This is a genomic window from Massilia sp. BAP21 (assembly GCF_057801335.1).
Map to the genome: position 1 here is coordinate 4,166,381 of NZ_CM173596.1, position 20,368 is coordinate 4,186,748.

Consider the following 20,368-nt stretch of genomic DNA (forward strand, 5'->3'; position numbering starts at 1 on the left):
AAGTCCGGTCTGCGCCGGCGCAGCGATTATACAACCGACAATTCTCAAGAAGATAACTTGTTGCCGTATGGATGCAAAATAATTGTTTGGACAAAATTGAAAAGTGTGTCAGCCGCAACATTTTGCAGGAAACGGCTGACACCGGCATGCCTTGCAATCAGGCCTGCACGACGACGCGCGCGCTGCCCCCGTCCATGCGGCCGATGACGCGGGCGTCGCCGAAACCTTCACGCGCGAACAGGGCCAGCACGGCGTCTGCCGCTTCCGGCGCGCACGACACCAGCAGGCCGCCCGAGGTTTGCGGGTCGGTCAGCAGGGCGCGCTGGGCCGCGGTGATGCCGTCGGCCAGGGCCACGTCCTTGCCGTAGGCATCCCAGTTGCGGCCGGATGCGCCGGTGAAGTAACCGTCGTGGGCCAACTGCAGCACGCCGGGCAGCAGGGGAATCGCCTCCATGTCGAGCCGCGCTTCGAGCTGGGCGCCGCGCGCCAGTTCCAGCAGGTGGCCGAGCAGCCCGAAGCCGGTGACGTCGGTCAGGGCATGCACGCCGTCCATCTCGGCCAGCAGCTTGCCCGGCTTGTTCAGCTTGGTGGTGTTGGCGATCATCGCGGCATAGCCATCCTCGCCCAGCGCGTCTTTCTTGAGCGCGGCCGAGAGCACGCCCACGCCCAGCGGCTTGCCAAGGATGAGCACGTCGCCGGCGCGGGCGTCGGCATTGCGTTTCACGCGGTCCGGGTGCACCAGGCCCATCACCACCAGGCCATAGATCGGCTCCACCGAGTCGATGGTATGGCCGCCGGCGATCGGGATGCCGGCTTCGGCGCACACCGATTCGCCGCCGCGGATGATGTCGCCAATGGTTTCCAGAGGCAACTTGTTGATCGGCATGCCGACCAGGGCCAGGGCCATGATCGGGGTGCCGCCCATGGCGTACACGTCGGAGATAGCATTGGTGGCGGCGATGCGGCCGAAGTCGAAGGGGTCGTCGACGATCGGCATGAAGAAGTCGGTGGTGGCGATCAGTGCCTGCTCGTCGTTGAGTTTGTAGACGGCGGCGTCGTCGGCCGTCTCGATGCCGACCATCAATTGCGGCGGCACGGGGAAGCCGCTCGACTTCTTCAGGATCTCGGCCAGCACGCCGGGTGCGATCTTGCAGCCGCAGCCGCCGCCGTGGGAGAAGGAAGTCAGTTTGATGGGTTGGTCGCTCATGTTCGGTTCCAGGTTTGTTGACGTATTCAGGACGCGCTCGCGCGCAGCAGATTATCCACCAAGTCGCACAAGGCTGCTTGCTCGGCGCCTGGGGCGAACAGCGGTGCGCGCGCGGCGCACTGGCGGCGCAGCAGGGCGTCGAATGCCGGGTCGCTTGCGATACGGTCGAGCAGCCGGGCCAGGGCGGCGGCGTCGCCGGGCGCGAAGTAGCCGGCATAGCCGGCGCCCAGCATGCCGCGGTTGCCGTCGATATCCGACGCCAGCACCGGCACGCCGCTGGTGACGGCTTCGATGATGACGTTGGCGCCGCCTTCCATGCGGGAGGTGATCACCATGGCCGCGCAGCGTTTCAGGCGTTGGCGCGTGGCGGCGTGGGTCATCGGGCCGAGCCAGCGGTAGCGTGGGCATGCCTGTTCCGTGTTGCCTGCCGCCTCGGCCAGGGCCGGGTCGAGGGCGCCGCCGATGTGCAGCAGGCGCAGGCGCGGATGCGTCACCAGTTGCGCGGCGCGCATGAAGGTCTGCGGGTCTTTCTCAAGGCGCAGGTGGCCGATCATGCAGACATCGAACTGGCGCTTCTTGCCTGGCGGCGCCGGCAGCAGGGTGGGGGCGGACTGGTAGATCACGCGGGCCTTGGCGCGCAGCGGAGGCGGCAGGCGCTCCAGGCCGGCTTCCTGCAGCACGACCAGGGCGCTGGCGTGCTCGAGCGAAGCGCGGGCTTCAAGCGAAGTGTCGATGTCGCGGTACAGGTCGGTGCCGGTCAGGACCAGGATGCTGGGCTTGTCCGGATGGCGTTCGCAGAAGGCGGCCAGTGCGGCGGCCGAGCGGCGTGCGTGTAAGGCAATCAGCAAGTCGGGTTCCGCCTGGTCCGGCATCGGCCAGTTGTTCACGACTTGCACCCAATACGCTCTGCCGAGGAAACGCGCCCAGCGGCTGGCCGTTTGCCAATTGCCGTTGTTGTCGCTGGCGGCGGCCGGGCTGACGATGGTGATGCGGGAGCGGGTGGGCACGTTTCAGGCAGACGATGGAGGAGGGCGCGATTATACGGCGGGCGGCTTCGGCGCGGTCTTACGCGACGAAAAGCGCTTCGAGAACAGGAAACCGGCAATCAATAGAGTGGGACAGCACCGGAGTGGGACAGCGTCGTCCTACGCCCTTGTCCGCTACGGGACTATGCGCGTGCGGCAGGTGCGGAATTATCATGAAAGCACATTTCATGAGGAGGCCAGCATGTCGATGCAAAACGAAGTCGAGGACACCAAAGGACAGGATGCGCACGGGAGCACAGTTGACGCAACAGGCAATGCCGATAGCGTCGATACCGGCGCCACGGCCGGTACCAGCGCCACAGCGGAACCGCCGGCGGGAAACGGCAACCAACAATCCGGCCAGCACACCGGCCAGCAAGGCGCGATGCCACCCAGCCAGACCGACGATGACCAGTACGACCAGGGCACCGTGCAGCGCGAGTCCTGAGCAACTTCGCCTGGCCGGCGCGGGCCGGCCGAGGGCCATATTGCTGACTGGCCAGCAATTGCCGCTGTCGTGAGCGACTTGTGATGCATATTCGGCACGGGCGCATGCCCGCGCTGGGAATATTTGCGCAGAAGCCTGATATGCCCGTCACGCGACGCACAGGGACGAAAAAAAACGGCTGCCAAAGCAGCCGTTCTTTATGCAGATCGCCTCAGCGATCAGTTGTCGCCAAAGGTGCGGCGGGCGCCTTCGAACGAACGCGGGTGAGCGTTGCCGCTGCGGAAGCCGCCTTCACGGCGTTGGCCGCCTTCGCGTGGTGCGCTGTCGCGGTTATAGCCGCCACTGCGTGGAGCCGCATCGCGGTTATAACCACCTTCACGCGGTGCCGAGTTGTAACCACCTTCGCGCGGTCCGGCGTCCCGGTTGTAACCGCCACCCTGCGGTGCGCCATCGCGCTGGCCGTAAGGCTTGCTGAAGCTGCGCTGGCCCGGCTTGGCGGCGCTGCGGCCGTCGCCTGGTTTCCAGCCTGGGCGGGCGCCGCCGCGCGATGCCGGTGCGGCACGCTTCGGCTCGAAACCTTCCACCACGTTGACCGGAATCAGCTGCTTGGTGAAACGCTCGATGCGCTTGACGTTGATGCCTTCCGCGTGGTTCACCAGCGAGATCGCCAGGCCGTTGCGACCTGCACGGCCGGTACGGCCGATACGGTGCACGTAGTCTTCCGGGAATTTCGGCAGGTCGTAGTTCACCACGTGGGTGATGGTCGGCACGTCGATGCCGCGGGCGGCAACGTCGGTGGCCACCAGCACGCGCACCTGGCCGCGGCGCATGCTGTCCAGGGTGCGGTTGCGCGCGCCCTGGTGCATGTCGCCGTGCAGCGCGGCGGCGGCGAAGCCGGCGATGTTCAGGCGGTCGGCGATCATGTCGGCGTCGCGCTTGGTGGCGGTGAAGACCACGGCCTGGTCCATCGTGTCGTCGCGCAGCAGGTGGTCGAGCAGGCGGTTCTTGTGCGACAGGTCGTCGACGAAGTGCACGCGCTGCACGATGTTTTCATGGCGGTTGGCCGCGCTCATGATCTGGATCGTCTGCGGGTTCTTGGTGATGCGGCGCGCCATGTTGCCGACCACGCCGTCGAGCGTTGCCGAGAACAGCATGGTCTGGCGGGTTTCCGGCGTTGCGGCGACGATCTTCTCGATGTCGTCGATGAAGCCCATGTCCAGCATGCGGTCGGCTTCGTCGAGCACCAGGATTTCCAGTTGCGAGAAGTCGATCTTGCCCGATTCCATGTGGTCGATCAGGCGGCCTGGGGTTGCCACCAGGATTTCAGGGTTCTTGGCCAGCAGTTGCATCTGCTTCGGGTAAGGCATGCCGCCCAGGATCGAGACGGCGCGGATGCGGCGCATCGAGGTGGTGTACTGCTCGGTCGCGGTGGTCACTTGCAGGGCCAGTTCGCGGGTCGGGGTCAGGACCAGCATCTTCGGCTTGGCGGCGGTAAAGCGAACGCGCTCGCCGCGCGAGCGGGCCGACTGCGCTTCTTGCGCAGGGGTGCGGCCGGCAGGTGCAGGCTCGGCGCTGGCCAGCTTGTGCAGGGCAGGCAGCATGAATGCCGCGGTCTTGCCGGAACCGGTTTGCGACGAGACCAGCAGGTCGCGGCCGCCGATGGCGGCAGGGATGGCCTGTTCCTGGACTGGCGTCGGCTTGGTGTAACCGGCTGCGGCGACTGCCTGGACGAGGGACGCGTGGAGACCTAGTGCTTCAAAACTCATTGTTTAATTTTCTTTCGGTAGAAATCAGCGCTCATGGATGATTTCGGAGCGCAAAATAGCAACGCGAACCAACACAACGAAATGACTCAAAAATGAAAGAAATTTCGGCACAAAAGCTTTGCGCCGGGACGGTGTCAAGGTGCGACACGCAGGGCGGGAGGGCTTTATGGGAGGGTATCTGATTGATACGCCTGGCTTGCGAAGCTGCTAGTAAATCGGTACTGACGCTGCCACGGCCATGAGTCTGGCGACTCAGGAATCACGTTCATTTTGCAGCGCACAAACGACACTATACAGCAGAATCAACTTGCTTGCACAGCGCTGTACATTTGATGTTGCGCAAACAGCGGACTTGATGAAAGTCCGCTGTTCGGCAGTGAGGAGCGGGGATTGTTGCCTTGATAAGGCGCCGGAGCGTGCTCAGCGGTGCTTGCGCTTGCTGGACACGGCCACCGACTTGCTCTTGTAGCGCTGGGTGCGCGCGCCGCTGCGTTTCTCGCCGCGGTCCGCTTCCAGGGCCATGACGGCGTTCTCGACGATGTTGTCGGCGATGTCGCTATGCATGCTGGCCGAGGTCTTCGGCACCAGGATGGTCGAGCCGGCCTTCAGGCGGGTTTGCGCCGGAATATTGTTGGCCTGGCGGATGATTTCCGGGGTGGTGCCGAACTTCGATGCCAGCGAGGTAATGCTTTCCTTGGCGCCGGTGATCTTGTGCGTGGTCCAGCTCGACAGCGCCTGGCCCCACTGCGCCAGGTTCAGGTGGAACTTTTCCGCGTTTTCCTTCGGCAGCAGGATCTTGGTCTTTTCGTCGCCGGTGATGACCGGGCGCTTGAACTGCGGGTTCAGGGCCTTGAATTCGGCGAGCGACATTTCGGCCAGCTGGGCGGCGACGGCGATGTCGATGTCGCTGGTCTTGTCGACCGCGGTGAAATAAGGCTGGTTGTCGATCACCGGCAAATTGACGCCGTACTGGCCCGGGTTGGCGACGATGTTCTTCACCGCTTGCAGCTTCGGCACGTAGTTGCGGGTCTCGGCCGGCATCAAATCGGCCAGGCTTTCGAAGTCGGTCGGCTTGCCGGCTTCCTGGTTGCGCTTGATGGCTTTCTGCACGTTGCCTTCGCCCCAGTTATAGGCGGCCAGGGCCAGCTGCCAGTCGCCGAACATGGTGTACAGGCGCTGCAGGTAAGTCAGGGCAGCGTCGGTCGAGGCCAGTACGCCGCGGCGCTCGTCCTTGAACATGTTCTGCTTCAGGTTGAAGTCCCTGCCCGTGCCCGGCACGAACTGCCAGATGCCGGCGGCGTCGGCGCTCGACAGCGCTTGCGGGTTGAAGGCGGATTCGATGATCGGCAGCAGGGCCAGCTCGGTCGGCATGCCGCGCTTTTCCAGTTCCTGCACCACGTGGTACATGTAGAGCGAGGCGCGGCCGGAAATGCGGGCCATGTACTCCGGCTTGGCGCTGTACGACTTGGCGTGGCGCTCGACCAGGTTGTTATTGATGTCGGGAATGGCGTAACCGCTGCGGATACGGCCCCAGACGTCGGTTTCCTTGTATTCGTCGACCTTCAGCGAGGCGGCGGTGGCCGGGCCTACGGTGCGGGAGAGGGTGGCGCTTACGGTGGCATTGGCCGGCGCGGCATCGATGGCCATGGCGAGCGGTGCGGAACACAGCAGCACGATCGCAGCGGCAAGGGAAGTGTAGCGGGTCATGTCGTTGTTGGCTTTCCAGTGTTGCGTCCAGGAACGGCGGGACTGACGATAAGGGGGCAGTGTAAGGAGGGGCTGTTGAGACAGTCAAGCAATAAGTCCCCTCGGTTACAAATTTTTCTGTCTACTCAATATGCTAACAGGCAATACTTTATGGAACTTTTTAACAGGGTATCGCGTTTTTATTTGGTTTCGGTAGAGGAGAGTATCGGTTTCGTGCCAAGGTACTCCCACCGGGTATGCTAAAAATTGCCGTGCGGAAGATATTCTTTGAAGCAATAAATTACGGTGTGGCTGCCTTTCCGGAACGTCAATCGAGCTGGCGATCCGGCCTGCCTGCTGACGTTTCCAACTTACCCGGCGCGCATTGCCGGTCTATGAGCGCACGCAAACTCTGCGTACAATCGCGCTTTCGCCCCAAGGCGTTTCTTCTTATCGAAAGCACTACATGAGCAAGCCCAACCTGAACGCCGACGACGACGCGATCGTCGCCGCCACCCGCCGCTGGCTGGAGAAAGCCGTCATCGGCCTGAACTTGTGTCCGTTCGCCAAGTCGGTGTATGTGAAGGAGCAGGTGCGCTACGTCGTGTCGCCGGCGCGCACGCCCGAAGCCTTGCTCGAGCAATTGATGGACGAGCTGCAGCTGCTGTCCGATACTCCGGCCGAGAAAATCGACACCACGCTGCTGATCCATCCTTTCGTGCTCGATGACTTCCTCGACTACAACGAGTTCCTCGACGTGGCCGATGCCGCGGTCGAGGACATGCACCTCGACGGCGAGCTGCAGGTGGCCAGCTTCCATCCGGACTACCAGTTCGCCGATACCGACAAGAACGACATCGAGAACTTCACCAACCGCGCGCCGTATCCGATCCTGCAGCTGCTGCGCGAAGACAGCATCGAGCGCGCCGTCGAGGCCTTCCCGGACGCCGCCGAGATCTTCGAACGCAATATCGAGACCATGGAAAAACTGGGCCACGAAGGCTGGGACAAGCTCGATGTCGGACCAGCACGCTAAGCCGCCGGCGTCGGACCCGCAGCGTCCTGCCGAGACGCAGGTACGCCCTGTCGGGGCTCCTGTACGCCCTGTCGGGACTCCTGTACGTCCCGACACACCCTGCGTCGCGGTATGCTCGACCACCTTCGACGAAATCTGCCGCGGCTGCGGCCGTACCGTGGCCGAGGTTGCGAACTGGGTCTCGATGGATGCCGCGCAGAAGGAAGTCGTGTGGCAGCGCATCCTGGCCCAGGGCTATCCGCGCCGGAATACCTGATCGTTTCGACAATGCCTGGGCACGGTTGAAGCCCGGCTGTTGTATTGACGCGCCGTGTGCGATCATGGAGCCGACACCGGCAGTCGCCATGCGTGCAATGACTGCCGGTGTCAGATGGTTGTGCCGCTCCAACGCATGGTGACTGGTGGCAATTAACTGTGCATAATCGTGGGCTTTCGCACACCCGACAGCCGGCCGAGCCGGCCCACATTACCGCGGCCTGATGATATTCCCGATTGACTTGCGCGCACTTCCGTCCAGACTGAGCCGTTTATACGACAGCTCGGTCTACGGCGCGCTCATCATCGTAGTGGTCTGCGGCCTGGTGATCCCGGCCCTGGCTGCCGGCTACCTGCTGCTGGCGGTGCAGGAACGGCGCGCCACCGTGGCCGAACTCGACGCCACCCTGGAGCGCAATGCCGAGATCCTGGCGCTCGGCATCCAGGAATCGCTCTGGAACATGAACACCGATGCCGCCCGCTCGCTGGTCGACTCGGTGATGCGCGACCCCTCGGTGGTGCGGATCGAGGTGCGCGGCGTGGCCGGCAGCGCCGGCGCCGGCCTGATCGATGCCCGCGCGCCGGCACGTCCGCTGGGCCGGGTGCTGCGCGCCGAGCGCCGGATCGTGGTGCGCGGCCAGCCGATCGGCCAGGTGATCATCGAGATGGACGATTTGCAAAGCGAGCAGGCGCTGCGCCACAAGCAGCGCAACTACGCGCTGGTGCTGGCGCTGCAGGTGGTGCTGTCGCTGGCGCTCATCGTGACCTTCCTGCGGCGCCGCCTGCACCGGCCGATGCGCACGCTGTCCGCCTTTTCCGACCGCCTCTCGCGCGGCGACTTCGATACTCCGCTCGAACTCGATGCCAAGGGCGAGCTGGCGCGGCTCGGGCGCCAGATGGAGCGCATGCGCACCGCGATCCGCACCCTGTTCGTCGACATCGCGCGCCGCGAGGAGCAGTTCCGCACCATCGTCAACCAGGTGCCGGGCGCCGTGTTCCGGGCCCACCCCGGCGGCGCCATCGAGTTCGTCAGCGACGCCATCGAGGACATCTCGGGCTACCCGGCCGCGACGCTGATGCGCGGTACCACCGAGGACTGGTCGAACATCGTCTGTCCCGAAGACCGGCGCCTGCAGCGCCACATCACGCGCGAGGCGATCAACGCCGGGCGCAGCTACGAGATCGAATACCGCATCATCGACGCCCATGGCCTGGAGCGCTGGGTGCTGGAAAGCGGCCAGCCGCAGGGCAGTCCGGGCGACGCCGATTTCCGGGTCGACGGCATCATCTCCGACATCAGCGAGCGCAAGCACAATGAAATGCGCATCGAGGCGCTGCTGGTCGAGCAGGGCGCGATCCTCGACAACGTGATGTTCGGCGTGGTGTTTACGCGCGAACGGCGCATCGTCTCGACCAACCGCCGCGCCGAAGACCTGTTCGGCTACCCCGACGGCAGCCTGGTCGGCCAGCCGGCATCAAGGCTGTTCGCCAGCCAGGACGAGCATGCGCGCGCCGAGGATGTGTTTTTCCCGATCCTGGCACGTGGAGCGGACGCGCGCCACGAGCGCCAGATGCGCCGCCGCGACGGCAGCCTGATCTGGTGCCTGGTGAGCGGCAGCTCGCTCGTGCCCGGCCAGCCGGAAGCGGGGAACGTCTGGGTGTTCGCCGACATCTCCGAGCGCAAGGAAGCGGAAGAAGAGCTGCGCCTGTCGTCCACCGTGATCGCCCACATCGCCGACGGCGTGATGGTGACCGACACCGCCGGCACCATCGTCACCGTGAATCCGGCATTCACGGCAATCACCGGCTATGCCGAGGCCGAGGCGATCGGCCAGTCCTGGACCATGACCCGTTCCAGCCGCCACGACGACGGCTTCTATGAGGAGATCGCGCGCGAGCTCGAAGCGGGCGGCTTCTGGCGCGGCGAGGTCTGGTCTTGCCGCAAGAACGGCGACGTCTTCCTCGAGTGGCTGACCGTGTCGGCGGTGCACGGCAGCGGCAGCGCCGGGGCCGGCGCGCCCACGCATTACGTGGGCGTGTTCAGCGACATCACGCGCCTGAAGGAATCGCAGGAGCAGCTCGACTTCCTGGCCCACCACGATCCGCTCACCGGCCTGCCGAACCGCCTGCTGTTCCAGGACCGCCTGCTGCATGCGATCGGCCGCGCGGCGCGCGAGAGCCAGCAACTGGCCGTGATGTTCATCGACCTCGACCGCTTCAAGAACGTCAACGACACGCTCGGGCACCAGACCGGCGACCGGCTGTTGAAAGAGGTCGCAAGCGCCCTGAGCGGGCGACTGCGTGAGGGCGACACCCTGGCGCGCCTGGGCGGCGACGAATTCGTGGTCCTGCTCGAACACGTGGATGGCCAGTACGGGGCGACCCAGGTGGCGCAGAAGATGGTGGCGCTGTTCGAGCAGCCTTTCCTGGTTTCGGGCCACGAGCTGTTCGTCACCGGCAGCATCGGCGTGGCCCTGTATCCGCAGGATGCGCTCGACGCCAACCTCCTGATCCGGCATGCCGACGTGGCCATGTACCAGGCCAAGGCGCGCGGGCGCAACGGCTACCAGTTCTATTCGCCGGCCATGGACGGCGAGGGCGTGGAGCGCCTGCGCATGGAAGCGCTGCTTCGCCGCGCCATCGAGCGCCAGGAGATTTTCCTGCACTATCAGCCGCAGGTGGAAATCGACAGCGGCCGCCTGATCGGGGTCGAGGCGCTGGTGCGCTGGCGCCATCCCGAGCTGGGGCTGGTGAGCCCGGCGCGCTTCATCCCGATGGCCGAGGACACCGGCTTCATCAACCAGCTGGGCGAATGGGTGCTGATCGAGGCCTGCCACCAGATGGCGCGCTGGGACGCGGCGGGATTGCAAGTGCCGAAGATGGCGGTGAACCTGTCGGTGCGCCAGGTCGAGCGCGGCGCGATGACGCCGCTGGTTGCGCGCGCGCTGGCGACAACCGGACTGGCGCCGCGGCGGCTGCAGCTGGAAGTAACCGAATCGGTCATCATGAACACCGGCGACGCCGCCGCCTTCATCGGCGAGCTGCACGGCCTGGGCGTGGGACTGGCGATCGACGACTTCGGCACCGGCTACTCGTCGCTGGCCTACCTGAAGCAGTTGCCGGTGGACGTGCTGAAAATCGACCGCAGCTTCATCAAGGACATCCCGGCCGATGCCGACGACGAAGCGATCGCGATCGCCATCATCCAGCTGGGTAAAAGCATGAACCTCTCGGTGATCGCCGAAGGGGTGGAAAACGAACAACAGGCAGCCTTCCTGCTGCGCCACGGGTGCAACCGGGCGCAGGGGTTCCTGTACGGACGGCCGCTGGGGCCGGAAGCGCTGCTGGCAGACTGGGGACAGGACACGCATGAGAGACAATCCGAGCAACACGAGCATCGATCCAGCTCCTGAGCCTGCGCAGCATGGGGCGCCGCGCCGTTCGCGCCGACGCTTCTTGCTGGGCGGCCTGCTGGGGAGCGGTGCGCTGCTGGTCGGCTGGGGCATGCAGGCGCCGCGCCAGCGCCTGCATACTTCGGTGCCGCTGCCGGTCGGGAAGGGCGTGGTGGCGCTGAACGGCTGGGTCGCGCTGCATCCCGACGGCACGGTGTCGGTGGTGGTGCCGCGCAGCGAAATGGGGCAGGGCGTGCACACGGCCCTGCCGATGCTGGTGGCCGAGGAGCTCGACGTGCCGCTGGCCCAGGTTCGCATCGCGCCGGCGCCGATCGACAAGATCTTCGGCAACCTGGCGGTGCTGCGCGAGAACCTGCCCTTCCACCCCGACGAGCGCGGCAACGTGAAGGACGGCGTGCAGTGGATGCTGTCGAAGGTCGGGCGCGAACTCGGCATCATGTTCACCGGCGGCTCGACCAGCGTGAAGGATGCCTGGGTGCCGATGCGCGAAGCCGGCGCCGTGGCGCGCGCCATGCTGGTGAAAGCCGCGGCCGAGGACTGGAAATCGCCGGTGGCGCATTGCCGCACCGAGGACGGCTACGTGATCCACCGAGATGGGCGGCGCGCGGCATATGCCAGTCTGGCGGCGCGTGCGGCCGAGGTGGGCGCCGGCATCGATGCGTCGGATGTGAAGCTGAAGGAGCCGCGCGCATTCCGCCTGATCGGCAAGCCGGTGCCGCGCCGCGACACGCCCGGCAAGGTCGATGGCAGCGCGCGCTTCGGCATCGATGCGCGGCCTGAAGGCATGCTGTATGCGGCGGTGAAGATGTCGCCGGTGATCGGCGGCACCGTCGCCTCGTTCGACGCCGCGGCCGTGACAGGCATGGCGGGCGTGACCGGGGTGGTCGACTTTTCGTCGTCGCTGGGCGCGTTCTCGGGCGCCGGCGCCGGCGTGGCCGTGGTGGCGCGCAGCTGGTGGCAGGCGAAGCAGGCCGCCGCCGCGCTGCCCGTCACCTGGAACGAGGGCGCGCATGCCGGGCTGTCGTCGGAAGCGATCTACCGGGGCCTTGCCGAGGCGCTCGACAACGAGTCGGGCTACGCCTATTTCGAATCCGGCACTCAGGACGTGCGCGGCGTGGCCCGCACCGTGAGCGCCGAATACCGCGCGCCTTTCCTGGCCCACGCCACCATGGAGCCGGTGAACTGCACCGCGCAGGTGGCGAACGGCAAGGTGCGCCTGTGGGCCTCGACCCAGGTGCCGAGCATCGCGGTCGACGTGGCCGCCAAGGTGGCCGGCGTGGCGCGCGAAGACGTCGCCACCGAAGTGATGCTGCTCGGCGGCGGCTTCGGGCGCCGGCTGGAAGGCGACATGGTGGCGCAGGCAGTCGCCGTGGCCATGGCCAGCCATGGCAAGCCGGTGCAACTGATCTGGACCCGCGAGGACGACACCACCCACGACGTCTACCGCCCGGCGGCGCTGGCGCGTTTCACGGCGCGGCTCGACGCGCAAGGGCATGTCCTCGCCTGGAACAACAAGTCGGCCAGCGGCGCCATCGGCCACCAGTACTTCCCGCGCAACCTCGGCCTGCCCGGCATGGGGCCGGACAAGACCGCGGCCGAGGGCGCCTACGACATGCAGTACGAGATCGACAACCAGCGCATCGCCCACGTGATCGTCGACAGCGCCGTGCCGCTCGGCTACTGGCGCTCGGTGGGGCACTCGCACAATGCCTTTTTCAAGGAGGCTTTTCTCGACGAAGTGGCGCATGCGGCGGGGCAGGACGGCGTGGCTTACCGGCGCGCGCTGCTGGCCCGGCATCCGCGCCACCTGGCGGTGTTGGAGGCCGCCGTGCGCGCCGCCGGCGAGGCGCCGGGCGGGCGCGCGCATGGCGTGGCGCTGCACCAGTCCTTCGGCAGCATCGTGGCGCAGGTGGCCGAGGTGTCGGTGGAGGGAACGGATATCCGCGTGCACCGCGTGGTGTGCGCGATCGACTGCGGCATCGTGGTGAACCCGAACATCGTGGCCCAGCAGATGGAATCGGCGGTGGTGTTCGGTCTGTCGGCGGCACTGGCCGGCGAGATCACCATCCAGGACGGGCGCGTGCAGCAGTCGAACTTCGGCGACTATCCGGTGCTGCGCATGGACCGCACGCCCGTGGTCGAGACCATCATCGTGCCGAGCGCCGAGCCACCCGAAGGCGTGGGCGAGCCGGGCGTGCCGCCGCTGGCGCCGGCCGTGGCGGCGGCAGTGTTCGCGTTGACGGGGAAACGCCTGCGCAGCTTGCCGCTGCGCCTGGCGTGAGAGTGCTCAGCGCGGATTCGGATTTTCTTGCGCCGACCAGACCACGGCGGCGATCTTCCAGCCGGCGTCGGTGCGCAACAGCTGCCAGCTTTCCTTGCCCCAGGCGCTTTTGTAGTCGCCGGTCATGAAGGCGAAATCGAACCAGACCTGGGCGATCTCGCCGTCGGTATCGATGCGCACGTTGGAGATGACTTCGGAGCGCGCCTGTTTCGACCTGGCGATGCTGTCGATGAAGGTCCTGGGGCTGCCGCCCTGGACCCGGGTCGCCAGGGGAATGTTCGGGTCTTTCAGGCTGGCGTTGTAGCGTTTGACGCTGTCGTCGGTGTAGACGACGTTCCAGGTGATGTCTTCGCGCAGGAAGAGCTGCATGAAGGCGGCGGGGTCCTTGTCGGTGATCGCAGTGCGGAAGCGCTCGACCACCTGTTCGATCTGCCGTTTGCTGGCGTCGGTATCCTGGGCGAACGCCGGTGAGGGAGGCAAGGAAAGAAGCCCAACGGCGAGCACGACGGCGGAAAGCGCGATTTTCATCTGCTATATCTCCTGGTTCAGCGGTACTGCGCCTGTTTCGCAGTACTGCTGCTTTGTTGTTGAATAGTTTATTGCTAGATACTAGCATTAAAATATTCTTTGTTGTGGAAATATCAGGAAGCGCCAGACCGCCGGCAGATCCAGTGCGCTGCCACGCCAACCACCAGCCCCAGCCCGACATTCCACAGGGCCGCCGCCGCCGTCAGCGCCACCGGCAACAGCACGCGCCAGTCGCGCGTGCGCGGCGCATTCCCGACCGCCAGCCGGGCGCCGGTGAGGAACAGGATCGCACCGAGCACCGCTGCCGGCACGGCCTGCAGCAGGAAGCCGATGGCGCCGCTGAAGCACAGGGCAAGCACCACCAGCGTGGCGCCGAAGATGACCGGCGCGCCGCCGCTGCGGGCGCCGAAGGCGGCGTAGGCCGCCATGCCGCCGGCGCCGTGGCACATCGGCACGCCGCCAATGGCGCCGCCGGCCAGGTTCATCACGCCGGTCGACACCGACACCTTGCGCACGCTGGTGGCGCGGTCCGGGAACAGGCGGTTGTTTTCCTCGGTGACGCCGATGACGGCATTCCCCAGCGTCAGCGGCAGCTGGGGCAGGGCCAGCAGCAGGGTGCCGGTGACGAAATCCGTCCAGTGCAGGTCCGTCACGGCCAGCGCGGGCAGGCGCAGGTGGAAGCCGAAAGACGCGCCTTCCCACAGTGCCGGCTGGCGCAGCACGCCGTAGACCAGGCCGCCGGCGAGCAGCACCAGCATCGCCGGGAACAGCCGGCTGTTCCTCAGCACCATGGCCAGCGCCAGCGCCGCCACGGCCGCCAGCCAGTCGCTGCCCATCATGCGCAGGCCCTGCAGCATAAAGGAGATGCCCAGGCCCAGCATCACGCCCAGCACCGCTTCGCGCGGGATGGTGCGCGCCAGGCGGCTGGCGGCGCCGCTCAGGCCCAAGAATAGCCACAGCACCCCGGTGACCAGGCTAGCCGCGACGATGGCGCCGGCGGAAATCGTGGCGGCCTGTGCCAGTGCGACCGCGCCGATCGCCTTCATCGGCTGCACCGGCAGCGGCGTGCGGTAGAGGAAGCCGCAGGCGACCAGGGCCAGGCCGAAGGCGAGCAGGATGCCGACCGGGTCCATCCCGAGCACGCTCACGTAGGCGACCACGTAGGGAATGAAGGTGCCGAGGTCGGCAAAGGCGGCGGCCCACTCGGCGCGGTCGAAGCGCAGCGGCGCCCGGGCCATGTCCGCGTGCACGGCTTGCGGCAATTCTTCATTCATACCGGTTCGTCACTTGGGTTTGCGGAAGGAATACCAGGGCAGGGCGCGGCTCAGCGACACGACCTGGCCGGCGCCGGTGGTGTCGTAGCCGGGCAGGTCCGCCGTCAGGCTTTGCCACTCGCTGCGCGCCAGCAGTTCGCGCAATGCCGCGATCGGCGCGGCATCGACCGCTTCCTTCAGGCAGACAAAATAATACTGCTCGCGCATCACCGGAATGAAGTCCAGCCCGAACTCGACGGCGGCGGCCTGGATGCCGAAGCCGGCATCGGCCAGCCCCGAGGCCACCGCCGCGGCCACCGACAGATGGGTCGGCTCCGCGGTATCGAAGCCGCGCACGCTGGTGGTGGCAATGGCCGCCTGGCGCAGCAACTGTTCCACCAGCAGCCGGGTGCCGGAATTGACTTGCCGGTTCACGAAGCGCACGTCGGGGCGCGCCAGGTCCGGCACGGCGTGGATGGCTTTCGGGTTGCCGCGCGCGACCATCAATCCCTGCTGGCGGCCGACGAAGTTGATCAGTTTGTGGCGCCCTGGCTTAAGCAGCGACTTGAAGGCCTTCTGGGTCATGCTGCCGGGCGCGCGGTCTTCGCTGACGTGGAAGCCTGCCAGCTGGCATTCGCCGCGCTCCAGGGCTTCCAGGCATTCGACGCTGCCGCGGAACTGCAGGTCCAGGTGCAGCTTGGCGCTGCGGCCCATGAATTCCTTCAGGCGCGGCAGGGCCAGGTCGTGGCTGGCGCACATCGGGATCACGTGCGCGCCCGGGTCGAAGGCGAGCGCGAATTCGCGTTCCATCTCGGCCACCAGGTTCTCGATCTGCGGCAGCACGCGCATGCGCGCACGGCGCTCGGCAAACAGCAGCTTTTCGCCGAACGGCGACAGGCGCGCGCGCTTGCCCCGCTCCCAGACGATGAGTTCCGAGGCCAGCGCGGATTCCCACTTCTTCAGCTCGCCCCACACGTGGCGGTAGGACAGGCCGAGCGTGATTGCCGCCTGGCCGACCGAGCCTGCCCCATGGATCGCCGTCAGGATGTCGAACAAGGGATTGTCGAGCTGGGAGCGCAGGGCGGCCGAATCGGCGAAGGTGTAGGCAAGCTTAACGTGCAACATATGCAATCATGTTCATATTGAAAGTTTTTGAGGGCGGCTTACCATAGCACATCGATAAGACACCGAGGGATGACATGGGGCGGGATAGTAGCAAGCGCGCGAGGCGGGCATGAAGCGTGCAGGCGGCGCGCTGGCGCTGGCCGCGCTGTTGCCATCGCTGCTGCCCGCGGCGGCGCTGGCGCAGGGGAGCGAACCGGCACAGCCTGCGTCCGCGAGCGCACCCGTGCTGCTCGCCGCCGGCAGCCTGCGCCAGGCCTTTGGCGACCTCCTCGTCGCCTATCGCGCGTCGGGCGGCGCCACCTTCGACGCCCGGTACGGCCCCTCCGGCAAGCTGCGCAAGGAAATCGAGGGCGGGCGCCAGGCCGATGTGTTCGCCTCGGCGGCCAGCGAACACACCGAAGCCCTGGCGAAAAGCGGCCTGCTGGGCGAATCGGCGGTGTTCACCCATAACGACCTGTGCGTGGTCTCGACGCCGCAGGCCGGCCTGCGCGCCGAGAACCTGCTCGAGACCCTGCGTTCGCCGGCGCTGCGCCTGGCGACATCGACCCCGGTCAGCGACCCGATGGGCGACTACACCTGGCAGTTCTTCCGCAAGGCCGACGCGCAGCAGCCCGGCCTGTACGCCGTGCTCGATGCCAAGGCCCTGAAGCTGTCGGGCGCCGCCAACCTCGACCCGAACAGCACGCTGCCCTACATCACGGCCTTCGAGCAGGACCGCGCCGACGCCTACATCATGTACTGCACGAATGCCGTGCTGGTGACGCAGGCCTTGCCGCGCCTGGCGACGCTGCGCATTCCCGACAGCCTGAACGTGCGCAGCAGCTACGGCATCGCGGCGCGTAAAGGGTCGGGCGAGGGCGAGCGCCTGCTGCGCTTCGTGCTCGGCCGACAGGGCCAGGACATCCTGCGCAAATACGGATTCCATTGAACACACTTAAGCACGTCAACCTAGAGAGAGAAGCATGACCCACCTGAAGAAACACCTTGCCGTACTCGGCTTCCTGCTGGCTGCGGCCGTACCGGCGTTCGCGCAGCAAGTGATCAAGCTGTCGACCACCACCAGCACCGAGAACTCGGGCCTGCTGCAATACCTGCTGCCGAAGTTCGAGGCCAAGACCAATTCCAAGGTCAACGTGATCTCGGTCGGCACTGGCAAGGCGCTGGAACTGGCGAAGAACGGCGACGTCGACGTGACCCTGGTGCACGCCCGCGCCAGCGAAGACAAGTTCGTGGCCGAGGGCCATGGCGTGAACCGGCGCGACGTGATGTACAACGACTTCATCATCGTCGGCCCGGAAAGCGACCCGGCGAAGATCAAGGGCAGCAAGGACGTGCTCGACGCGATGAAGAAGATCACCGCCAGCGGCGCCAAGTTCATCTCGCGCGGCGACAATTCCGGCACCGACCAGATGGAGCGCGCCTACTGGAAGCAGGTGGGCAGCCAGCCGCAGGGCGCCAACTACGTGTCGGCCGGCCTGGGCATGGGCGAAGTGCTGACCATGGCCGCCGAGCTGCGCGCCTATACGCTCACCGACCGCGCCACCTACATCGCCTACCGCGCCAAGACCGGCCTGCAAATCGCGGTCGAGGGCGACACCAAGATGTTCAACCCCTACGGCATCATCGCCGTGAATCCGAAGAGCTTCCCGCAGGCGAACTACAAGGGCGCGATGCAGCTGGTCGAGTGGATCACCTCGCCGGAAGGCCAGGGCCTGATCGCCGCGTTCAAGGTCGAAGGCCAGCAGGTCTTCTTCCCTTCGTACAAAGGCGGTAAGTAAGATGGCGCGCGCCGGCGGTCCTGGATGGCGTGTCGGGTTCTTCCTTCCGCTGCTGCTGGCGGCCGGCCTCGCGTTCGCGCAGGACGGCGGGATCGAGGTGAGGATCGGCGAGGCGGCGCGCCGCTTCACCCAGGCCGAAATTGCCGCGCTGCCGCAGACCGAACTGGTCGAGACCCGCAGCATCGGCGCCGGCGCCGGCGCCAGGGCCGAGCAGGCCGAGGTGCGCTACCGTGGCGTGCTGCTGCGCGACCTGCTCGATGCCGCCGGCGTGCAGAAGCTCGATCGCTACGCGCTGCGCCACTCCGGCGTGGTCGCGCGCGCGAGCGACGACTATGCGGTGCTGTTTTCGTGGGGTGAGCTCTACAACGGCCGCGCCGGCGACAGCGTGCTGGTCATCACCAGCATGAACGGCAAGCCGCTGCCGCCAGCCGAAGGACCGTACGCGCTGCGTTCGCTGTCCGACACGAAACCGGGACCGCGCCACGTGAAATGGCTGAACCGGATCGCGTTCTTCACGCTGCCGAAACAGGCTTTGCCGCCAGGCTAGGTGACGCCGCGTGACGCCATGCTGTGCCAGACTGGCGTCATCGAAAACCCCGCAAGGAGCGTCACATGAGCACCAGTAATCAGCCTGGCAACATCCAACCTGCCGAAGACCGCAACCCCGAAGACGCGGCGCAAGGGGCACGAGCCGAAGCCGGGGCCACCCAGCCCTCCCATCCCTCGTCCGAATCGGTCGACGGCCTGAAGGACAAGAAACCCGAGGAACTCACGCCGGACGAGTTGCGCCTGATGGCCGACACCATGCCTGGCGAAGGGCCGGGTGACTGAGTCTTTCCGTCTTGTTTGACGCAGGCTTCAGCTGGCGTCCTGCAGCAGGGTGCGCAGGTTGCAGTCGCGCTGCCACGCGCGCCGCTCGGCGCTGGATTGGGCCAGGCGCGCCAGTTCGGCGGGCGCCAGCTCGGCCTGGGCCTTGACCAAGCGTTCGGCCACGGCAGGGTCGGGCAGCATGGTGCCGAAGAAGGCGACCGTGTCGTCGCGCTGGACCAGCAGGGTAGGGAAGTTCTCGACGTCGAGGTCGCCCACCACGTCGGCCTGGTCTTCGATGTCGATCCAGACGAAGACCTTGTCCGGGTGGCGCGCGGCGATGCCGTCGAAGGCTGCGCGGTAGCCGCCGCAGGTGCCGCACCAGGCGGCGCACAGGCAGGCGACGACCCAGCGCTCGCCGGCAATGGCGTCGGCGACGGCGTCGCGGTTGTCGTTGTCGAGTGTCAGGCTATGCATGGGCGAATTCTACATCGCGCGGACGAATCCGGCAGCATCGGTATCGGGCGGCAGCCGTGGCCTTGGTCGCCATCCCGCGGCGCGGTAAAATACCGCATGCCTAACATCCTTGCCATCGAAACCTCGTCGGAACTCGCCTCGTGCGCGCTGCTTATTGACACCCATCGCGGTTCCCACGTCCTGTCGCGCGAATCCGGCGGCGTGCGCACCCATTCCCAGTCCGTGCTGCCGATGGTGCAGGAACTCCTGGTTGAGGCCGGCATCAAGCTGGCCGATTGCGAGGCCATCGCCTTTGGCGCCGGCCCCGGTTCGTTCACCGGCGTGCGCACCGCCTGCGGCGTGGCCCAGGGCCTGGCCTTTGGCGCCGAATTGCCGGTGATCCCGCTGGTGACGCTGGCCGCCATGGCCGAAGCCTGCCGCGCCCGTACCGGCGCTGTCGAGGTGCTGGCGGTGCTCGACGCGCGCATGAACGAAGTCTATTGGGCGCAGTACCGCTACGATGGCGCTCGCTGGACCACGGTCGCCGAGCCGGCCTTGTCGGCGCCGGAGGCCGTGCAGCCGCTGGCGACCGACGGCCTGGCTGCCTGCGGCAACGGTTTCGCGGCCTATCCGCAAGCCTTCGAGGGCAAGGACTTTGCGCTTGGCGCCCATGCCGACATCGTGCCGCATGCGCGCGAACTGGCCGTGCTGGCCGCGCCGGCGCTGGCCGCGGGCCAGGCCCTGCCGGCCGCCGAGGCCCAGCCGCTCTACCTGCGCAACAAGGTCGCCTACACCAGCGCCGAGCGCCAGGCGATCAACGCTGCCAAGGCCGGCGCATGACAGCCATGCAGCACGCCAGCCTGGCGTTGGCCCCGATGGAGGCCGGCGACGTCGACGAGGTGTACGCGCTCGAATGCAGCGTGTTCCCGCATCCCTGGACGCGCGGGAATTTCGTCGACTGCATCGCCAGCGGCTACGACGCCTGGGTCGCGCGCGACGCCGGCGGCAAGCTGGCGGGTTACTTCCTGCTGATGTATGCGCTCGACGAAGCCCACCTGCTCGACGTGGCGGTGGCCGGCGAGCGCCATGGCACGGGCCTCGGGCGCTGGCTGCTCGACACCCTCGGCGCCCGCGCCCGCGCCCGCGGCGCCGAATCGGTGCTGCTCGAAGTGCGGCCCTCGAACGAGCGCGCCCTGCACGTGTACACGCGCTACGGTTTTAGGGAAATCGGCCGGCGCAAGGGGTATTATCCGGCGCATGAAGGCAGGCGCGAGGATGCGATCGTGATGAGGCTGGACTTATGA

The 20,368-nt window shown here is 66.6% G+C and carries 19 protein-coding genes; 11 read left to right on the top strand and 8 right to left on the bottom strand.

Translation table 11 applies throughout. The annotated features are described in order from the left end of the window. Nucleotides 1-157: 157 nt before the first annotated feature. Nucleotides 158-1,207 carry a selenide, water dikinase SelD gene (gene selD / locus ACWYRN_RS18510; protein ID WP_488689042.1) on the bottom strand — a complete coding sequence of 350 codons (1,050 nt, stop codon included), beginning with the start codon at nt 1,205-1,207 and terminating at the stop codon, nt 158-160. A gap of 26 nt (nt 1,208-1,233) precedes the next feature. Then, nucleotides 1,234-2,214, bottom strand: coding sequence for a selenoneine biosynthesis selenosugar synthase SenB (senB, locus tag ACWYRN_RS18515; RefSeq protein ID WP_488689044.1), 981 nt, complete (start codon nt 2,212-2,214; stop codon nt 1,234-1,236). Nucleotides 2,215-2,434: 220 nt separating this feature from the next. Between senB and ACWYRN_RS18520 the strand changes: the two genes are divergently transcribed. Then, nucleotides 2,435-2,680, top strand: a complete 246-nt coding sequence (locus tag ACWYRN_RS18520; RefSeq protein ID WP_488689045.1) for a hypothetical protein — start codon at nt 2,435-2,437, stop codon at nt 2,678-2,680. Nucleotides 2,681-2,898: 218 nt separating this feature from the next. Here ACWYRN_RS18520 and ACWYRN_RS18525 read toward each other — a convergent pair whose 3' ends face one another. Both ACWYRN_RS18525 and ACWYRN_RS18530 read right to left on the bottom strand, forming a co-directional pair. Continuing rightward, complete coding sequence (locus tag ACWYRN_RS18525) at nt 2,899-4,446, bottom strand: DEAD/DEAH box helicase (RefSeq protein ID WP_488689046.1); 1,548 nt, start codon at nt 4,444-4,446, stop codon at nt 2,899-2,901. Nucleotides 4,447-4,866: 420 nt separating this feature from the next. Then, the gene (locus tag ACWYRN_RS18530) at nt 4,867-6,153 is read right to left on the bottom strand and encodes a transglycosylase SLT domain-containing protein (RefSeq protein WP_488689047.1); all 1,287 of its coding nucleotides are present in this window, start codon (nt 6,151-6,153) and stop codon (nt 4,867-4,869) included. Nucleotides 6,154-6,598: 445 nt separating this feature from the next. Between ACWYRN_RS18530 and ACWYRN_RS18535 the strand changes: the two genes are divergently transcribed. From ACWYRN_RS18535 to ACWYRN_RS18550, 4 genes are all read left to right on the top strand, one after another. Next, a complete protein-coding gene (locus ACWYRN_RS18535) occupies nt 6,599-7,168 on the top strand; it encodes a DUF1415 domain-containing protein (protein WP_488689049.1) in 570 nt (189 codons plus the stop codon). Next, entirely contained in the window at nt 7,149-7,424 is a 276-nt protein-coding gene (locus ACWYRN_RS18540) for a DUF1289 domain-containing protein (protein ID WP_488689050.1), read from the top strand. Before ACWYRN_RS18535 ends, ACWYRN_RS18540 begins: the two co-directional genes overlap by 20 nt. Before the next feature lie 223 nt (nt 7,425-7,647). Further along, nucleotides 7,648-10,836 carry a bifunctional diguanylate cyclase/phosphodiesterase gene (locus ACWYRN_RS18545; protein WP_488689051.1) on the top strand — a complete coding sequence of 1,063 codons (3,189 nt, stop codon included), beginning with the start codon at nt 7,648-7,650 and terminating at the stop codon, nt 10,834-10,836. Beyond that, nucleotides 10,793-13,117, top strand: coding sequence for a xanthine dehydrogenase family protein molybdopterin-binding subunit (locus ACWYRN_RS18550; protein WP_488689052.1), 2,325 nt, complete (start codon nt 10,793-10,795; stop codon nt 13,115-13,117). Before ACWYRN_RS18545 ends, ACWYRN_RS18550 begins: the two co-directional genes overlap by 44 nt. A gap of 6 nt (nt 13,118-13,123) precedes the next feature. Here ACWYRN_RS18550 and ACWYRN_RS18555 read toward each other — a convergent pair whose 3' ends face one another. From ACWYRN_RS18555 to ACWYRN_RS18565, 3 genes are all read right to left on the bottom strand, one after another. Continuing rightward, nucleotides 13,124-13,645: a nuclear transport factor 2 family protein gene (locus tag ACWYRN_RS18555; protein ID WP_488689053.1), complete on the bottom strand. Its 522-nt coding sequence runs from the start codon at nt 13,643-13,645 to the stop codon at nt 13,124-13,126. 113 nt (nt 13,646-13,758) lie between these two features. After that, complete coding sequence (locus ACWYRN_RS18560) at nt 13,759-14,919, bottom strand: putative sulfate/molybdate transporter (protein WP_488689054.1); 1,161 nt, start codon at nt 14,917-14,919, stop codon at nt 13,759-13,761. Between the two features lie 9 nt (nt 14,920-14,928). Beyond that, the gene (locus ACWYRN_RS18565) at nt 14,929-16,023 is read right to left on the bottom strand and encodes a substrate-binding domain-containing protein (RefSeq protein WP_488689055.1); all 1,095 of its coding nucleotides are present in this window, start codon (nt 16,021-16,023) and stop codon (nt 14,929-14,931) included. A gap of 109 nt (nt 16,024-16,132) precedes the next feature. On the opposite strand from ACWYRN_RS18565, the gene ACWYRN_RS18570 reads away from it, so the two are divergent. The 4 genes from ACWYRN_RS18570 to ACWYRN_RS18585 all read left to right on the top strand — a co-directional run bounded on the left by ACWYRN_RS18570 (nt 16,133) and on the right by ACWYRN_RS18585 (nt 18,632). After that, nucleotides 16,133-16,951: a substrate-binding domain-containing protein gene (locus ACWYRN_RS18570; protein WP_488689057.1), complete on the top strand. Its 819-nt coding sequence runs from the start codon at nt 16,133-16,135 to the stop codon at nt 16,949-16,951. 34 nt (nt 16,952-16,985) lie between these two features. Beyond that, entirely contained in the window at nt 16,986-17,801 is an 816-nt protein-coding gene (locus ACWYRN_RS18575) for an ABC transporter substrate-binding protein (RefSeq protein WP_488689059.1), read from the top strand. A 1-nt stretch (nt 17,802) separates the two neighbouring features. After that, complete coding sequence (locus ACWYRN_RS18580) at nt 17,803-18,348, top strand: molybdopterin-dependent oxidoreductase (RefSeq protein ID WP_488689061.1); 546 nt, start codon at nt 17,803-17,805, stop codon at nt 18,346-18,348. Nucleotides 18,349-18,413: 65 nt separating this feature from the next. Beyond that, nucleotides 18,414-18,632, top strand: a complete 219-nt coding sequence (locus ACWYRN_RS18585) for a hypothetical protein (RefSeq protein ID WP_488689063.1) — start codon at nt 18,414-18,416, stop codon at nt 18,630-18,632. Between the two features lie 27 nt (nt 18,633-18,659). Here ACWYRN_RS18585 and ACWYRN_RS18590 read toward each other — a convergent pair whose 3' ends face one another. Beyond that, entirely contained in the window at nt 18,660-19,085 is a 426-nt protein-coding gene (locus tag ACWYRN_RS18590) for a thioredoxin family protein (RefSeq protein WP_488689065.1), read from the bottom strand. A 96-nt stretch (nt 19,086-19,181) separates the two neighbouring features. Here ACWYRN_RS18590 and tsaB point away from each other — a divergent pair, with 96 nt between their 5' ends. Next, on the top strand, nt 19,182-19,904 hold the full coding sequence (gene tsaB / locus ACWYRN_RS18595; protein WP_488689067.1) for a tRNA (adenosine(37)-N6)-threonylcarbamoyltransferase complex dimerization subunit type 1 TsaB: 723 nt from the start codon (nt 19,182-19,184) through the stop codon (nt 19,902-19,904). Next, nucleotides 19,901-20,368 (top strand): ribosomal protein S18-alanine N-acetyltransferase, encoded by a 468-nt coding sequence (gene rimI, locus ACWYRN_RS18600; RefSeq protein ID WP_488689069.1) that lies wholly within the window; start codon nt 19,901-19,903, stop codon nt 20,366-20,368. Before tsaB ends, rimI begins: the two co-directional genes overlap by 4 nt.

Coding starts and splice junctions, on each gene's coding strand:
- selD (WP_488689042.1), bottom strand. CDS start 1,207: ATGAGCGACCAACCCATCAAACTGACTTCCTTCTCCCACGGCGGCGGC.
- ACWYRN_RS18520 (WP_488689045.1), top strand. CDS start 2,435: ATGTCGATGCAAAACGAAGTCGAGGACACCAAAGGACAGGATGCGCAC.
- ACWYRN_RS18525 (WP_488689046.1), bottom strand. CDS start 4,446: ATGAGTTTTGAAGCACTAGGTCTCCACGCGTCCCTCGTCCAGGCAGTC.
- ACWYRN_RS18530 (WP_488689047.1), bottom strand. CDS start 6,153: ATGACCCGCTACACTTCCCTTGCCGCTGCGATCGTGCTGCTGTGTTCC.
- ACWYRN_RS18535 (WP_488689049.1), top strand. CDS start 6,599: ATGAGCAAGCCCAACCTGAACGCCGACGACGACGCGATCGTCGCCGCC.
- ACWYRN_RS18540 (WP_488689050.1), top strand. CDS start 7,149: ATGTCGGACCAGCACGCTAAGCCGCCGGCGTCGGACCCGCAGCGTCCT.
- ACWYRN_RS18545 (WP_488689051.1), top strand. CDS start 7,648: ATGATATTCCCGATTGACTTGCGCGCACTTCCGTCCAGACTGAGCCGT.
- ACWYRN_RS18550 (WP_488689052.1), top strand. CDS start 10,793: ATGAGAGACAATCCGAGCAACACGAGCATCGATCCAGCTCCTGAGCCT.
- ACWYRN_RS18555 (WP_488689053.1), bottom strand. CDS start 13,645: ATGAAAATCGCGCTTTCCGCCGTCGTGCTCGCCGTTGGGCTTCTTTCC.
- ACWYRN_RS18560 (WP_488689054.1), bottom strand. CDS start 14,919: ATGAATGAAGAATTGCCGCAAGCCGTGCACGCGGACATGGCCCGGGCG.
- ACWYRN_RS18565 (WP_488689055.1), bottom strand. CDS start 16,023: ATGTTGCACGTTAAGCTTGCCTACACCTTCGCCGATTCGGCCGCCCTG.
- ACWYRN_RS18570 (WP_488689057.1), top strand. CDS start 16,133: ATGAAGCGTGCAGGCGGCGCGCTGGCGCTGGCCGCGCTGTTGCCATCG.
- ACWYRN_RS18575 (WP_488689059.1), top strand. CDS start 16,986: ATGACCCACCTGAAGAAACACCTTGCCGTACTCGGCTTCCTGCTGGCT.
- ACWYRN_RS18580 (WP_488689061.1), top strand. CDS start 17,803: ATGGCGCGCGCCGGCGGTCCTGGATGGCGTGTCGGGTTCTTCCTTCCG.
- ACWYRN_RS18585 (WP_488689063.1), top strand. CDS start 18,414: ATGAGCACCAGTAATCAGCCTGGCAACATCCAACCTGCCGAAGACCGC.
- ACWYRN_RS18590 (WP_488689065.1), bottom strand. CDS start 19,085: ATGCATAGCCTGACACTCGACAACGACAACCGCGACGCCGTCGCCGAC.
- tsaB (WP_488689067.1), top strand. CDS start 19,182: ATGCCTAACATCCTTGCCATCGAAACCTCGTCGGAACTCGCCTCGTGC.
- rimI (WP_488689069.1), top strand. CDS start 19,901: ATGACAGCCATGCAGCACGCCAGCCTGGCGTTGGCCCCGATGGAGGCC.